13 protein-coding genes are annotated in these 14,950 nt (G+C 66.8%); 10 read left to right on the forward strand and 3 right to left on the reverse strand.

Going from position 1 to position 14,950, the window contains the following annotated elements:
* The 4 genes from RT123_RS05235 to RT123_RS05250 all read left to right on the forward strand — a co-directional run.
* The coding region (locus tag RT123_RS05235) for a DUF2271 domain-containing protein (protein ID WP_313008203.1) at positions 1–190 on the forward strand (190 nt) is incomplete at its 5' end.
* An 11-nt stretch (positions 191–201) separates the two neighbouring features.
* Positions 202–1,002 (forward strand): DUF4198 domain-containing protein, encoded by an 801-nt coding sequence (locus tag RT123_RS05240; RefSeq protein WP_313008205.1) that lies wholly within the window; start codon positions 202–204, stop codon positions 1,000–1,002.
* A 10-nt stretch (positions 1,003–1,012) separates the two neighbouring features.
* Positions 1,013–2,119: an FAD:protein FMN transferase gene (locus tag RT123_RS05245; RefSeq protein ID WP_313008206.1), complete on the forward strand. Its 1,107-nt coding sequence runs from the start codon at positions 1,013–1,015 to the stop codon at positions 2,117–2,119.
* Positions 2,116–3,480, forward strand: a complete 1,365-nt coding sequence (locus tag RT123_RS05250; protein ID WP_313008207.1) for a sulfite reductase subunit alpha — start codon at positions 2,116–2,118, stop codon at positions 3,478–3,480. Before RT123_RS05245 ends, RT123_RS05250 begins: the two co-directional genes overlap by 4 nt.
* Here the strand turns inward: RT123_RS05250 and RT123_RS05255 are convergent.
* The gene (locus RT123_RS05255) at positions 3,474–3,947 is read right to left on the reverse strand and encodes a hypothetical protein (RefSeq protein ID WP_313008208.1); all 474 of its coding nucleotides are present in this window, start codon (positions 3,945–3,947) and stop codon (positions 3,474–3,476) included. The genes RT123_RS05250 and RT123_RS05255 overlap by 7 nt on opposite strands.
* A gap of 8 nt (positions 3,948–3,955) precedes the next feature.
* Entirely contained in the window at positions 3,956–5,368 is a 1,413-nt protein-coding gene (gene murC / locus RT123_RS05260; protein WP_313008210.1) for a Mur ligase family protein, read from the reverse strand.
* Positions 5,369–5,437: 69 nt separating this feature from the next.
* Between murC and RT123_RS05265 the strand changes: the two genes are divergently transcribed.
* The 6 genes from RT123_RS05265 (at position 5,438) to ligD (ending at position 14,058) form a co-directional block, all read left to right on the forward strand.
* The gene (locus RT123_RS05265; protein ID WP_313008211.1) at positions 5,438–6,274 is read left to right on the forward strand and encodes an LD-carboxypeptidase; all 837 of its coding nucleotides are present in this window, start codon (positions 5,438–5,440) and stop codon (positions 6,272–6,274) included.
* A gap of 265 nt (positions 6,275–6,539) precedes the next feature.
* Positions 6,540–8,399: a DNA primase gene (gene dnaG / locus RT123_RS05270; RefSeq protein ID WP_313008213.1), complete on the forward strand. Its 1,860-nt coding sequence runs from the start codon at positions 6,540–6,542 to the stop codon at positions 8,397–8,399.
* Between the two features lie 74 nt (positions 8,400–8,473).
* Positions 8,474–10,420, forward strand: coding sequence for an RNA polymerase sigma factor RpoD (gene rpoD, locus RT123_RS05275; protein ID WP_091748719.1), 1,947 nt, complete (start codon positions 8,474–8,476; stop codon positions 10,418–10,420).
* Positions 10,421–10,470: 50 nt separating this feature from the next.
* Positions 10,471–10,647 carry a DUF2256 domain-containing protein gene (locus RT123_RS05280; RefSeq protein WP_313008214.1) on the forward strand — a complete coding sequence of 59 codons (177 nt, stop codon included), beginning with the start codon at positions 10,471–10,473 and terminating at the stop codon, positions 10,645–10,647.
* 59 nt (positions 10,648–10,706) lie between these two features.
* A complete protein-coding gene (locus tag RT123_RS05285) occupies positions 10,707–11,450 on the forward strand; it encodes an extensin family protein (protein ID WP_313008215.1) in 744 nt (247 codons plus the stop codon).
* A gap of 34 nt (positions 11,451–11,484) precedes the next feature.
* Positions 11,485–14,058 (forward strand): DNA ligase D, encoded by a 2,574-nt coding sequence (gene ligD / locus RT123_RS05290; RefSeq protein ID WP_313008216.1) that lies wholly within the window; start codon positions 11,485–11,487, stop codon positions 14,056–14,058.
* Here ligD and RT123_RS05295 read toward each other — a convergent pair.
* Entirely contained in the window at positions 14,055–14,921 is an 867-nt protein-coding gene (locus tag RT123_RS05295) for a Ku protein (RefSeq protein WP_313008217.1), read from the reverse strand. The genes ligD and RT123_RS05295 overlap by 4 nt on opposite strands.
* Between the last annotated feature and the right edge of the window lie 29 nt (positions 14,922–14,950).

Consider the following 14,950-nt stretch of genomic DNA (forward strand, 5'->3'; position numbering starts at 1 on the left):
GACCGTCACCGTACCCGCCGCCCGTCTGCGCAACCTTCAGCCCGGCCAGTACAACATCGTCGTCGAGGCGGCCCGCGAACTGGGCGGACGCGAAGTCGTGCGCGTACCCTTCCGCTGGGGCGCGGCCAACACCGGCGCCGGAACCGGCTCCACCGAACTGGGCGCCGTGCGCGTCGCCGTCTCTCGCTGAGGATCATGACCATGAAGAAGACGATCGCCCTGCTGACGCTGGCCGCAGCGCTGGCCGCCCCCATGGCCGCCCAGGCCCACCGCGCCTGGCTGGCGCCCACCGCCACGACCCTGTCCGGCACGGACGCCTGGGTCGGGTTCGACGCCGGCATGTCGAACCAGGTGTTCAACCCCGACCACGCCGCCATGCGCCTGACCGGCTTGACCATCACCGCGCCGGACGGCTCGGCGGTCCAGCCCGAGAACGCCATGCAGGGCCGTTATCGCTCGACCTTCGACGCCCATCTGACCCAGAACGGCACCTACAAGATCGCCAACGTCATGAACGGCGTGATGGCCAGCTACACCCTGAACGGCGAACAGAAGCGCTGGCGCGGCGCGGCTTCGGACTACCCGGCGGGCCTGCCCGCGGGCGCGACCAATGTTCAGGCGACCCGTACCGCCAGCCGCATCGAGACCTTCGTCACCCTGAACAATCCGACCGACACCGTCTTCAAGACGACCGGCGAAGGGCTTGAGCTGGTTCCCGTCACCCACCCGAACGATCTGGTGGTGGGCGAGCCTGCCACCTTCAAGCTGCTGAACAACGGCCAGCCGGCGGCTGACATCGACGTCACCGTGGCGCGCGGCGGTTTGCGTTACCGCGACAACCCCGAAGAATCGACGCTCAAGACCAACGCCGAGGGCGCCTTCACCATCACCTGGCCGGAAGCCGGCATGTATTGGCTGAACGCCTCGGTCCGCACCGAAGGCCAGGGTGAAACGCTGGGTTCCAACGCCAGCTATGTGGCGGCGATGGAAGTCCTGCCCTAAGCGAAGGGCCATGTCCGACATTCCCCCCTCGCGCGGTTCGCGCGCCGCCCCGCCCACGGTCAAGATTGGCGACGCCGCCCCTCTGGGCGACCGCGCCGACAACCGCGTCCTCGTGCCCGCGATCGAAGGCGCGCCGCCCCGTCCGCCCAGTGACCTGATCCGTTCGCTGGGCGGCCAGACCATGGGCACGACCTGGAGCGCGCGCGTCATCGCCCCGCCAGGCGTGGGCGAGGCCGAGATCCGGTCTGCGATCGAAGAGGAACTGGCGACCGTCGTCGGTCTGTTCAGCCCGTGGGAGCCGTCCAGCGAAATCAGCCGCTTCAATACCGCGCCGGCCGGCGTCTGGGCGGTGTCCCAGCCGTTCTGGGATCTGCTGGATGCGGCGATGACCCTGGGCGACGAGACCAACGGCGCGGTCGATCCGACCCTGGGCGCCTTGGTCGATCTGTGGGGGTTCGGCCCGCCCGGACCGCGCTCGGCCTTGCTGCCCGTCCCGGCCGAGGACGAGATCGCGGCGGCTGCGGCCGTGTCGGGTTGGCAGAAGCTGCGGCTGAACGGCGATGCGCGCGCGGTGATGCAGATGGGCGGGACGAGGCTGGACTTCTCCGGTATCGCCAAGGGTCATGCGGTGGACCGCGTGTCCGACCGGCTGATGGCCATGGGCGCGACCTCGCACCTGATCGAGATCGGGGGTGAGTTAAAAGGGCGCGGCGTCAAGCCGGACGCCCAGCCGTGGTGGGTCGAGATCGAGCGGGTCGAGGGTTCGCCAGCGCCCCACACCGTGGCGGCCCTGTTCGACCTCGCCGTCGCGACCAGCGGCGACTACCGCCGCGCGTTCCGCCATGAGGGGCGCCTTTATCCCCACACCATCGACGGATCGACCGGTCGGCCGGTCAGCAATAACCTGAGTTCGGTCACCGTCCTGCACCCCTCAGCCATGATGGCCGACGCCTACGCCACGGCCCTGACCGTTATGGGACCATTCGACGGACCGGACTACGCCGAGGCCGTGGGCCTGATGGCCCATTTCGTCGAACGCACCGAGCGCGGGCCGGTCGAGCGGATGTCGCCGGCTTTCGCCGCTCTGCTTGACGACGACGGAGATCGTCCGGGGTGACAGCCGATCCGCAGCGCTGGCTGTGGGCGGTCGGGGCCTTGGCGCTTTGGCTGGCCCTGATTGCCGTCATCGTCTGGCGTGAACGCAGGGCCAGGGCGGCGGCCCGCGCGCGGTCTGATGCTCTGGCGGGCGCAGGCGAGGGCCAGCCGGTGCTGATCGCCTTCGCCAGCCAGACGGGCTTCGCCGAGGAGCTTGCGTGGATGACGGCGCGGTCTCTGGGCGATGGCGGCGTGGGCGCGCGGGTGCTGTCCTTCGCCGATCTAAATGTGCAGACGCTGAAGGCGACGGACCGGGCGCTGCTGATCGTGTCCACGACGGGCGAGGGCGATCCGCCCGACAGCGCGGCTGGGTTCGTGCGCAAGGTCATGGGCGAGGCGACGGACCTATCGGGGTTGCGCTTCGGCCTGCTGGCGCTGGGCGATCGCAGCTATGATCAGTTCTGCGGCTTCGGCCATGCGGTGGACGGCTGGCTGAGACGCGCGGGCGCCGACCCCCTCTTTGACATGGTCGAGGTCGACAACGGCGAGGCCGGCGCCATCCGCCACTGGCAGCATCAGCTGAACCAGATCACCGGCAGCGTGACGGCCCCCGACTGGACCCCGCCGGCCTACGACCGCTGGCGGCTGGTCGAACGGACGCTGGTCAATCCCGGCAGTCCGGGCGGCGAGGCCTATCATCTGGCGTTCGAGGCCGTGGGCGCCGCGCCCGTCTGGTCGGCCGGCGACATCGCCGAGGTCGGCCTGCCGGAGCGGGACGGCGCCACGCCCCGCTCGCGCGAATATTCCATCGCCTCCCTGGCGTCGGACGGCCGGGTCGAGTTTCTGATCCGCCTGATGCGCCATCCCGACGGGACGCCCGGCCTGGCCTCGGGCTGGCTGACGCAAGGATTGGCGCTTGGCGGAGAGATCGGGATGCGTCTGCGCGCCAACCGCAGCTTCCACGGCCCGGATGACGCCACGCCGATGATCCTGATCGGCAACGGCACCGGCATCGCGGGCCTGCGGGCGCATCTGAAGGCGCGGACGGCGGCGGGCGGAGTCTGGCTGCTGTTCGGCGAACGGACCCAGGCGCACGACGCCTTTTTCGATGCGGAGCTTCAGGCCTGGCTGGCGTCGGGCGTGCTGCGACGGCTGGACCGGAGCTTCTCGCGCGACGCCGGCGACGGACGATATGTGCAGGATCTGGTCGCAGCGGCGGCCGACGACCTGCGCGATTGGGTCGCGCGCGGGGCGGCGATCTATGTCTGCGGCAGTCTGGAAGGCATGGCCTCCGGCGTCCATGCGGCGCTTGAGACGACCCTAGGTTCCGAACGAGTGCTGGAGATGCTTGAGGACGGCCGCTATCGGCGGGACGTTTACTGAGACTCGTCGAGTGCTCGTTTCAGGGCGATCGACCGGCGGTAAAGATCGAAGCGTTCTTTCAAGTCGCGATCGGCGTCATCGACATCGGCAATTCGGATCATCTCTGGGTGGTTAGTCGCGAGCTGGCGACAAACGCGCGGCCATGTCGCCTGTGCTTTGTCCAGACTCGCCAAAAAGTCGTTGTCGTCGAAATCTTCTGGCAGGTTCCTGGGCGGGAAAAGGGCGTCCTGTCGCTCCCAGCCGGCGCTTACGATGTTCGTCGCATCCTCTTCTGAGAGGCCGAGTTCAGCGGCTCGCGCCTTGAGCCGAGCATCAAGCAGGTGAGCAGGTTCGAAATCAACGCGATATCCTGCTTTGTCACAGTGAACTCCGACTGAGATGAGTTCTCCCAACGCGGTCAAATCCGAGTGGAGTTCCTCATGAGGAGCTGCTTGCAGGCTGAAAGCGAGCAGGAAGGACGTGAGCATTCTTGACCTCAGTCGGTGAGAGGGGGGGAACGCAGTCGCCCCAACAGTTCCGCCGCAAAGGTCGAAAGCGTGTCGTCGCGCGCCCCCATGACGATGATCCGGTCGCCGGGCTTTGTGATGTCCACGATCCGGTCGCCGCAGTGCGCGCGCGTCGGTAGCGCCTCGGCCTGACGGCCGGCGGCGCGGACGCCGGAGGCGATGTCTTCCGATCCCACGCTGCGGTCGGTGGTGCCGCCGTAATAGACCGGCTCGGGCATCAGCAGCACGTCGTCCTCGTGCATCAGGCCGGCGAAACCGTCGATGAACTCCGACTTCATCAGCTTCAGCGGGCCGAACCCATGCGGCTGAAACAGGATCAGCAGCCGGCCGTCGAACGCGTGCAGAGTCTTCAGCGTGGCCGCGATCTTGTCCGGGTTATGGGCGAAGTCGTCGATGACGGTGATGTCGCCGGCCGTCCCGACCACCTCCATCCGGCGACGGATGCCGGCGAAGGTCTCCAGCGCCTTGACCGCCTCGGCTGTCGGCACGCCAAGCGCCCGGGTCGCGCCCAGCGCGGCCAGGGCGTTGGCGACATTGTGGGCGCCGGGCACGTTCAGGACCACGTCGTGCTCGCTCCAGCCCTCGATCAGGCGGAACCGCATGCCTGTCGGCAGGGGCTGAAGATCATGGGCGGACAGGTCGGCCTTCTCTTCGCCCAGGCCGAAGGTGATCGCCTTGCTAGCCGGCAGCGTCTGAGCCAGCGCCGCCGTCTCGGGATTGTCCAGGTTCAACACGGCCGTCGTCGCCCGCGCGGTAAAGCCACCGAAAAGGTCGCGCAGCTCCTCCATCGACTTGTGGTCCAGCGAGATGTTGGACACCACCGCCACCGTCGGATCGTAGCGGGCGATCGAGCCGTCGCTTTCATCCACCTCCGACACGAACACGTCGGGCCCGCCGATCAGGGCGCTGGCGAACGGATGGTCGGCGTCGGCGAAGTTCTTCATCACCGCCCCGTTCATGACGGTCGGCTCGCGGCCCGTCTGATGCAGGATCCAGGCGATCATGCCGGTGATGGTGGACTTGCCGCTGGTGCCCGCGACCCCGACCGAGGTCGGGGCGGCGTTGAAGAGTTCGCTGAGCAGCTCGGGCCGGGTCTTGATGGTTGCGCCCGCGCGCTTGGCCGCGCCGATGTCGGGCACCGTCTCCTCGATGGCGCCGGTGGCGATGACGGTCTGATCCGCGCGGGTTACGCCCGATCCGTCCTGGGGGTGCAGGGTCACGCCGTGGGCGCGCAGCCAGTCGAACTTCTCGGGCGTGCGGCCCTGATCCAGCGCCCGGTCCGACCCTTCGATCACGGCGCCGCGCGCCTGGACGATCATGGCCAGGGGCAGCATGCCCGACCCGCCGATGCCGCAGAAGAAATAGGAGGCGTCTTGGTTCATGCCCCCTTAGAACAGGGGATCGGGCCGGTCCGCCAGTAGGGGATCGCAAAAACGACGAAGAAGACGGACGTGACCACCAACAGTTTCAAGATCGGCGTTGTCTGCGCCAGTTCGCGCTTTGCGAAAGAGCGCGCCGAGGCGGTCGAGGCCTGGATGGCGCACAACCATCCCGACCGCGATGTCGCCGTCGTCTTCCATCCCGCCTGTTTCCTTAAACACGGTCATTTCGCCGGCGATGACCGGGCGCGCGCCGACGCCTTCGTCGAGTTCGCCAACGACCCGCGCATCGACGCCATCTGGTTCGCGCGCGGCGGCTACGGCTCGTGCCGCATCGCCGATGCGGTAATCCCGCGCCTGGACGCCGTCGCCCGCAAGAAGCGCTACATGGGCTATTCCGATGCCGGCAGCCTGCTGGCCGGAATGTACAAGGCCGGATTCCAGCATCTGGCGCACGGACCGATGGCCTCGGATTCGGTGCGCGACGACGCGACCGCGCGCGGCGCCCTGTACTGGCTGACCACCGGACGCACCGACTGGATCGAGCCGTCGCTGGCGACCGATCCGCGCCCGGCCGTCGCCTTCAACCTGACCATCCTGAACGAACTGACCGGCACGTATCTGGAGCCCGATCTGTCCGGCCACGTCCTGATGTTGGAGGAGGTGTCCGAGGCCGCCTACCGGATCGATAGAATGATGTTTCACTTGACCAGCCAGGCCAGCATCCGTCGCGTGGCCGGAATTCGCCTGGGACGGGTCTCGGACGTCACGCCAAACGATCCCGATTTCGGTCAGACTCCGGAGGAAATCGTTCGATACTGGTGCCTGCGTTCGGGCATACCCTTTCTGGGAAGCGCCGATATCGGGCATGACGCCGCCAATAAGGTTGTCCCCTTCGGTCGCCCTTAAGGCGAACGACGCGCGACGAAAAGGACACAGTCTCGCCTCTATTCGCTAAGGCGAGGCCGCCCGCCTCTCGACAGAACGCCGGTCCTGACCTCAGATGCCGGTCCGCGAGGCGTTAGGACTTCGTTAGCCAAGGCGTTGGGGGACGCTACGGTTTGCGCCTTCTGCGATGCGGCGGTTCGTTCGGATATCGGGGGATGCCCGGACGAGCCGCCTGATCGTCTTTCCATCCATCGACGTTGAGGGCCGCAGGGCTTAAGGATCGCGGGTGCGTTTCGACGAAAGATTCATCGATGAACTGAAGGCCCGCCTTCGGCCGTCCGACGTGATCGGGCGAACGGTGAAGCTGAAACGTCAGGGCCGTGAATATGTCGGGCTGTCGCCCTTCTCGAAGGAGAAGTCGCCGTCCTTTTTCGTCAATGACGACAAGGGCTTCTTCCACGACTTCTCGTCCGGCAAGCATGGCGACATCATCTCCTTCCTGCAGGAGACCGAGCGGCTGAGTTTCGTCGAGGCGGTGCAGCGCCTGGCCGGCGAGGCGGGGATGCAGCTTCCCGCCGAAGACCCCAAGGAGGCCGAGCGCGAGCAGAAGCGGGCGGGTCTGTCGGACTGGATGGACCTGGCCCAGAAATGGTTCGCCGCAAACCTGCGCCGCACGCCGGGCAAGGCGGCGCGCGAATATCTGGACAAGCGCGGCGTGCCCGAGGATCAGTGGGAGCGGTTCGGTCTGGGCTATGCGCCCAACGACCGCGAGGGGCTGAAGCAGGCCTTGGTCCAGCGCGGCGCCAAGCCCGCCGAACTGGTCGAGGCCGGGCTGCTGATCTCGCCCGAAAGCGGCGGCCAGCCCTATGATCGGTTCCGCGACCGTCTGATGTTCCCGATCCTGGATGCGCGCGGCCGGATCGTCAGCTTCGGCGGCCGGGCCATGAACCCCGACGACCGCGCCAAATATCTGAACGGTCCGGAAAGCCCGCTCTTTCACAAGGGCGCGACCCTGTATGGCCTGCCTGAAGCGCGACGGATTCTGGGCGCGGAATCCAAGAACGACCAGGCCATCATCGTGGTTGAAGGCTATATGGACGTCATCGCCTGCCAGCGCGCGGGCCTGCCGGCCGTGGCGCCAATGGGCACGGCCCTCACCGAGGAGCAGATGGAACGGCTGTGGCGCGTGTCGCACGAGCCGATCCTGTGCTTCGACGGCGATGCGGCGGGACTGCGCGCCGCCTATCGCGCCATCGAACGCTCGCTGCCGCTGCTGAAGCCAGGGCGCTCATTCCGGTTCGCGCTGTTGGGCGCCGGGCAGGATCCCGACGACATTCTGCGCGACAGGGGTGCGCCCGCGCTGCGCCAGGCCCTGGCCGAAACCCATGGGTTCGCCGAGGTGCTGTTCCGCCGCGAACAGGATCTGGAGCCGCTGGACACGCCGGAGCGCAAGGCGGGCTTCAAGGCGCGGCTGAGAAACACCGCCTCGGCCATCCAGGACAAGGATCTGGCGGAGCAATACCGCCGCGACCTGTTCGACCGTTTCGACGCCTTGTTCCCCCGCAGCCCTCAACGCGCGCCCTGGGCGCCGGGGCAGGGCAAGCGCGGTTTCGGCCCGCCGCCCAGACTGGGTCAAACGGCGGAGGGCGCCCAGGCGATGCAGTCGCTGTTTCGCGCCATCGAGCCGGTGCCGGCCGCCTTGGCCCACGGCGCCATCGACGACCCCGAACGGATGGACGACCATCTGGAGGAAATCGCCGCCCATGGATTCGGCGACAAGGGGCTGGATGGGCTGGCGCAGGAGCTGGTTCGCCTGCGTCTGTCGGGACATAGCCTTGACTCCGCCGCCCTGCGACGCCATCTGGCGCAATCGGGTCATGATGCCTTAGTGCGCGAGGTCGAGAAGGCGGCGGCAAAGTCCGGCGCGCCATTCCTGGCCGCAAATGCGCCCCTCGCCGAGGCAAGGGTCCGATGGTCGCAGGCGTTCGACGCTTCGACGCGGGTCGCCGCGTTGGAGGACGCCTTGTCCCATGCACGTGATGTGCCTGGGCAGGATGAGGCGTTCCGCCGGCTGAAGGCCGAGCGGGATGCGCTTCGCCGTGCGATCAAAGCCGGGACGATTTGGGAAGACAGCGCGGGCACGTAACCTTACGGCACGCCAAGCATTGTATTTTTCGCCGGGGCGGACTGATCACCCTCTCGGCTGGAGACAGACTGACTATGAACGCACAGACCGAGACGCAGGACACCGAGGTTTCGACCGATGGGCCCCTGCTCGATCTGACGGACGCCGGCGTCAAGAAGTTCATCAAGCAAGCTAAGGCGCGCGGCTATGTGACGATGGAGGAGCTGAACAAGGTTCTGCCGTCCGAAGAAGTCACGCCCGACGCCATTGAAGACACCTTGGCGATGCTGTCCGAAATGGGCGTCAACGTTGTGGAGGCCGAGGAGGACGCGCAGGAGCAGCAGTCCACCGATGTCGCCGCCGCCGCCGGTACCGCCGTGGCCGAAACGCCCGCCAAGTCGGCCTATGACCGCACCGACGATCCCGTGCGCATGTACCTGCGCGAGATGGGTTCGGTCGAACTGCTGAGCCGCGAGGGCGAAATCGCCATCGCCAAGCGGATCGAGGCCGGCCGCGACGCCATGATCTCGGGTCTGTGCGAAAGCGCCCTGACCTTCGAGGCCATCATGGTCTGGCGTGATGAGCTGGAAAACAACCGCATCCTGCTGCGCGAGGTCATCGACCTGGACGCCACCTATGGCGTTCTGAACCCTTCGTCCCTGCCGGGCGCCGCCCAGCCTGAAGGCGAAGAGGAAGAAGAGGCCGAGGACAAGCCGGCCGCCGAAGACAAGCCTGAGTCCGACGACGACGATGACGACGACTTCGACGATGGCGGCGGCATGTCGATCTCGGCGCTGGAAGCCGAGCTGCGCGACGGGGTGATGGACGTCCTGAACGCCATCGCCGCCGACTTTGGAGCTTTCCGCGCCCTGCAGGACAAGCTGGTTCAGACCCGCCTGAAGGGCGAGGTGCTGAGCGCCAAGGATGAAAAGGCCTATCAGGCGCTGACGACGTCCATCTCGGACCGTCTGAAGACGATGAAGCTGAACAACAACCGCATCGAGGCGCTGGTCGAGCAGCTCTATGCGATCAACAAGCGCCTGATCGGTCTGGAAGGCCGGCTGCTGCGCCTGGCCGACAGCTACGGCATTTCGCGGCCCGAGTTCCTCAAGGCCTATTTTGGCTCGGAGCTGGACCCCACCTGGACCGACCGGATCAAGGACCAGGGCGTGCGCTGGACCAAGTTCAGCGAGAACGAAGCCAGCCAGATCGCGACCATCCGTTCTGACGTCGCCGCCGTGGCGCTGGAAGCCGGCCTGCCGATCGACGACTATCGCCGCATTGTCCAGACGGTGCAGAAGGGCGAACGCGAAGCGCGTCAGGCCAAGAAGGAAATGGTCGAGGCCAACCTGCGCCTCGTGATCTCGATCGCCAAGAAATACACCAACCGCGGCCTGCAGTTCCTGGACCTGATCCAGGAGGGCAACATCGGCCTGATGAAGGCGGTCGACAAGTTCGAGTACCGCCGCGGCTACAAGTTCTCGACCTACGCCACCTGGTGGATCCGTCAGGCGATCACCCGCTCGATCGCCGACCAGGCGCGCACCATCCGCATCCCGGTGCACATGATCGAGACGATCAACAAGATCGTCCGCACCAGCCGCCAGATGCTGCACGAGATCGGTCGCGAGCCGACGCCGGAAGAGCTGGCCGAAAAGCTGGCCATGCCGCTGGAGAAGGTGCGCAAGGTTCTGAAGATCGCCAAGGAGCCGATCTCGCTTGAAACGCCCATCGGGGATGAGGAAGACAGCCACCTGGGCGACTTCATCGAGGACAAGAACGCCGTCCTGCCGATCGACGCCGCCATTCAGTCGAACCTGCGTGAGACCACCACCCGCGTTCTGGCGTCGCTGACGCCGCGTGAGGAGCGGGTGTTGCGGATGCGTTTCGGCATCGGCATGAACACCGACCACACGCTGGAAGAAGTCGGACAGCAGTTCTCGGTGACCCGCGAACGCATCCGTCAGATCGAGGCCAAGGCGCTGCGCAAGCTGAAGCATCCGTCGCGGTCGCGCAAACTGCGGTCCTTCCTGGACAGCTGATACGATCAAGGGCGGCTCTGACGGGCCGCCCTTTTTTCTTGGCAGGCGACATGGCCCGAAAGCACGTCAATCTCGGCACGGCGCCGGCCAAGTCCGACCTGCCGCAAAAGTTCTGCGCCGCCTGCGGCCTGCCGTTCGCCTGGCGCAAGAAATGGGCGCGGGATTGGGATCAGGTGCGGTTCTGTTCGGATCGGTGCCGGGCCAAAGGCGCGTCTGAAGAGCGCTGATAGATGGCTCTCCGCCTCGTGACTACGGCGGCGTCGGGAATCAGCTAAGCGTCGCGACCATGCACTCCGTGTCGCGTATCTCTCCCTTTCTCATCGGCCTCGGCGTCCTGCTGATCCTAAGCGGCTGCGTGCGGCGGCCGCCCGAGCTATTGCGGCCGCCATCGCCCTATCCGTCGCGCACCGAGGCGCCGCTGGTCGGGGGGCTGGTGGATCGGATGATCGACGGCGGGACCCAAGCCCTGGTCGTGCGCGAAGGTAGCGATCTGGGCCGTTGTCTGGCCGAGTTGAACGCTGCGCGCGTGCGCTTCAGTCCCTTGCCGGATCGCCAGAACACCGCGACCTGCGGCCTGAGCAAGGGCGGGGTGCTGGGCGCCGACCTGGGCACCGTGGCGCGCATGGCGCCGGGCGATGTGGAGATGACCTGCCAGACCGCGCTGGCGCTGAGCATCTGGCGTCGCCAGTCGCTGGAGCCGGCGGCGCGAGAGATCTTGGGCTCGGACGTCGTCCAGATCGATCACATGGGGGCCTACGCTTGTCGCAATGTGAACAACGGCGTGGGCTCGAACCGCATAAGCGCCCATTCCCAGGCGGCGGCGCTGGATTTCGCCGGGGTGCGGTTGAGGGACGGGCGGCGCATTACCGTGACCAAGGACTGGAACGGCGACACGCCCGAGGCGCGCTTCCTGAAGCGTATTCGCGACGACGCCTGCCGCATCTTTGGCACGACGCTGAGCCCCGACTACAACGCGGTCCACTACGACCACCTGCACCTCGAGGCGACCGACACGCGCTTCTGTCGCTGAGGCAACGCTTTGGCGCGGGGCGGATTACGCCCCTATGCGCGGTGAACTGAAGACCTATCAGGCCAAGCGCCGGTTCGGCGAAACGCCCGAGCCGAAGGGCGCGAAGGGCAAGCGCGCGAAGGGCGGCTTCCGCTATCTGATCCAGCGCCATGCGGCGACGCGGCTGCACTATGATTTCCGCATCGAGGCGGACGGGGTGCTGAAGTCCTGGGCCGTGACCAAGGCGCCGTCGCGCGACACGGCGGTGAAACGTCTGGCGGTCGAGGTCGAGGATCACCCACTGGATTACGGATCGTTCGAAGGCACGATCCCCGACGGCAACTACGGCGCCGGCACGGTGCAGATGTGGGATGTCGGCACTTGGGAGCCGCAGGAGCCGGACCTGGAGGCGGCCTGGGCCAAGGGTCAGATCAAGATGATCCTTCACGGCGAACGGCTGAAGGGCAAATGGGCGCTGATCCGGCTGAAGAGCGATCGGGGCAAACCCTCCAAACGCAACAACTGGCTGCTGCTGAAGGAGAAGGACGACTTCGCCGTGGCGGGAGAGGGCGATGCGCTGGCCGAAATCGACGCCTCGGTGACGACGGGCCGGTCGCTGGCCGAAATCGCGGACGGAACCAAGGAATGGACGGCGTCCAAGCCGACGGGACGAAAGGGCCCGGCCAAGCCCACGCCCTCGAAAGCGGCGGCGAAGGCCAGGAAGCCGCCGGCCTTCGTGCCGATCCAGCTGTGCAAGGTGACTGACCATCCGCCGGGCGGGACGGGCTGGGCGCACGAGATCAAGTTCGACGGCTATCGCATCCAGATCGGCGTGGGCGGCGGTCGGGCGGTCTTGCGGACGCGCAAGGGTCTGGACTGGAGCGACAAGTTCTCGGATCTGGCGACGGACGCGGCGACCTGGCCCGACGCGGTGATCGACGGCGAGCTGTGCGCGCTGGACGACGATCACATGCCGGACTTCGGGGCGTTGCAGGCGGCCATCTCGGACGAGAAGACGGAAGGCTTGGTCTATTTCGCCTTCGATCTGTTGTTCGAGGGGGCGGAGGATCTGCGTAAACTGCCGCTGTCGCATCGCAAGGCGCGACTGCAGGCCTATGTGGACCGGATCGGCGCTCCAGGGTCGGGGGCGGCCGCTGGGCGGCTGCGTTACGTCGAGCATTTCGCCTCGACCGGCCAGGCGGTGCTGGAAAGCGCCTGCCGCATGGATCTGGAAGGCGTGATCTCCAAGAAGCTGGACGCTCCGTATCATGCCGGGCGGTCGTCCACCTGGCTGAAGTCCAAATGCCGGGGTCGCGACGAAGTCGTGATCGGCGGCTGGTCGTCCGAGGGCGGCACGCGGTTCCGCTCTCTGCTGGTCGGCGTTAGGGAAAAGGGCGGCCTTCGCTATCTGGGCCGGGTGGGGACCGGCTATGGCGAGGCGGTGACGAAGACGCTTGTTCCGGCGTTAAAGGGCGTGTCGGCGCAGAAGTCTCCCTTCGCCGGGGCGGGCGCGCCAAAGGCGGCCAAGGACATCCATTGGGTCAAGCCGGTGCTGGTCGCCGAGGTCGAGCACGGCGGCTATACCGAATCCGGATCGCTGCGGCAGGCGGCGTTCAAAGGGTTGCGCGAAGACAAGACGGCCGCAGAGGTCACCGAGCCGCCGCAGCCGCCCACGGACATGGGCAACGCGAAGAAGACCACGACGACGGTGCGACCAGCTGGAAAGCCCGGCAAGGTGGTCGTGGCGGGCGTGACCCTCTCCAGCCCCGATAAGGTGTTGTGGCCCGCCGTCGGCGACCGGCCGGCGATCACCAAGGCCGATCTGGCGCGCTACTACGAGGCGGCGGCTGAGCGGATCCTGCCCCATGTGGCGGACCGGCCGACCTCGATCATCCGGGCGCCCGAGGGAATCGGCGGCGAGACCTTCTTCCAACGCCACGCCATGGCGGGGTCGAACCCGCGGCTGAAGCTGATCGACGTCAAGGCGCGCACGCCCTATGTGGCCGCCGTCGATGCGGGCGGCCTGGTCGCCATCGCCCAGTCAGGCGGGCTGGAACTGCACCCCTGGGGCTGTGCGCCCGGCCAGCCGGAAATCCCTGACCAGATCACCTTCGACCTGGATCCGGACGAGGGGCTGGACTTCGCCGACGTCATCGCCGCGTCCAAGGTCGTGAAAGCGAAGATCGAGGCGCTGGGTCTGGCCGCCTTCGTCAAGACGACCGGGGGCAAGGGGCTGCACGTCGTCGCGCCAATCAAGACCGACGCCCGCTCGCGTGTGACCTGGGATCAGAACAAGGCCTTCGCCAAGGCGGTGGCCGAGGCCATCCGCGCCGAGGCGCCGGACCGGTTCACCACGACCCTGGCCAAGAAGGCGCGGGGCGGAAAAATCTTCATCGACTATCTGCGCAACGGGCGAATGGCGACGGCGGTCGCACCCTGGTCGCCGCGCGCACGGTCGGGCGCCGGGATTGCCTTCCCGCTGTCGTGGGGGCAGGTCAAGGCCGGGCTGGATCCCGCCGCATTCAACCTTTGGACCTATGCGGTCTTGCTGAAGAAGCCCGATCCCTGGGCCGATTTCCGCGCCTCGTCGGTCAGTTTGAAATCGGCGCTGAAAAAGATGGGCGTCTAGGCTGCTGTCTTCTTCTTTGCCGCAGCCTTCCTGGGCGTCGCCTTCTTTGCCGGGGCCTTCTTTGCGGCTGGCTTCTTCGTCCCCGTCGCCGACCCTTTCAGGCTGTTCCGCAATGCGGCCATCAGGTCGATGACATTGGTGTCGTCGGGTTCGGCGACATCGACCACGCCCTTGCCGCCCTTGGACTTGGCCTTGATCATCGCGCGCAGAGCGTCGTCGTAGCCGTCCTTGAAGTCCGTCGGGTCGAAGTCCGCCTCCTTCTGCCCGATGATGCGCGCGGCGATCTCGACCATGTCGGGATCGGCCTTCACTGTCGGAATGTCGTCGAAGTATTCGTCGGAATCGCGCACCTCGTCATGGGCGCGCAGGGTGTAGGCGATCAGCCCCTTGCCCCGGACCTCCAGCGCCAGCTGACGCTCCTTGCCGCGCAGGACCAGCTGGCCCAGCGCCACCTTGCCCTGTTTCTCCATGGCGTCGCGAATGACGGCGAAGGCCTCGACGCCCGCGCCCTTCTCGGGGACCACGAAGAAGGGGTCGTCCCAGTACAGCCGGTCGATGTCGTCCTCGTCGACGAACTTGTCGATCGAGATGGTCTTGGTGCTTTCCAGCTTCACCTTGTCGAAGTCGGCATCGTCGAACAGGACGTATTCGTCCTTGGACACCTCATAGCCGCGCACCAGATCGCTGCGCTCTACGGGTCCGGCGTCCGGGTCGGTCGGCACCATGCGGATGCGATTGTTGGTGTCAGGATTGATCAGGTGAAACCGCACGTCGTTCGTGCTGGTCGTCGCCGTGTAGAGGGCCACCGGACAGGTGACCAGCGACAGCTTCAGATGTCCTTGCCAGGTGGGGCGGGCGGCCATGTCGATTCTCCTCGTTCCCTGACAATGCG

Source organism: Brevundimonas vesicularis, assembly GCF_032067225.1.
GTDB lineage: Bacteria > Pseudomonadota > Alphaproteobacteria > Caulobacterales > Caulobacteraceae > Brevundimonas > Brevundimonas vesicularis_F.

What these genes read in the sequence shown, in the direction of transcription:
- RT123_RS05240 (WP_313008205.1), top strand. Translation starts at nt 202, where the DNA reads ATGAAGAAGACGATCGCCCTGCTGACGCTGGCCGCAGCGCTGGCCGCC.
- RT123_RS05245 (WP_313008206.1), top strand. Translation starts at nt 1,013, where the DNA reads ATGTCCGACATTCCCCCCTCGCGCGGTTCGCGCGCCGCCCCGCCCACG.
- RT123_RS05255 (WP_313008208.1), bottom strand. Translation starts at nt 3,947, where the DNA reads ATGCTCACGTCCTTCCTGCTCGCTTTCAGCCTGCAAGCAGCTCCTCAT.
- murC (WP_313008210.1), bottom strand. Translation starts at nt 5,368, where the DNA reads ATGAACCAAGACGCCTCCTATTTCTTCTGCGGCATCGGCGGGTCGGGC.
- rpoD (WP_091748719.1), top strand. Translation starts at nt 8,474, where the DNA reads ATGAACGCACAGACCGAGACGCAGGACACCGAGGTTTCGACCGATGGG.
- RT123_RS05280 (WP_313008214.1), top strand. Translation starts at nt 10,471, where the DNA reads ATGGCCCGAAAGCACGTCAATCTCGGCACGGCGCCGGCCAAGTCCGAC.
- RT123_RS05285 (WP_313008215.1), top strand. Translation starts at nt 10,707, where the DNA reads ATGCACTCCGTGTCGCGTATCTCTCCCTTTCTCATCGGCCTCGGCGTC.
- ligD (WP_313008216.1), top strand. Translation starts at nt 11,485, where the DNA reads ATGCGCGGTGAACTGAAGACCTATCAGGCCAAGCGCCGGTTCGGCGAA.
- RT123_RS05295 (WP_313008217.1), bottom strand. Translation starts at nt 14,921, where the DNA reads ATGGCCGCCCGCCCCACCTGGCAAGGACATCTGAAGCTGTCGCTGGTC.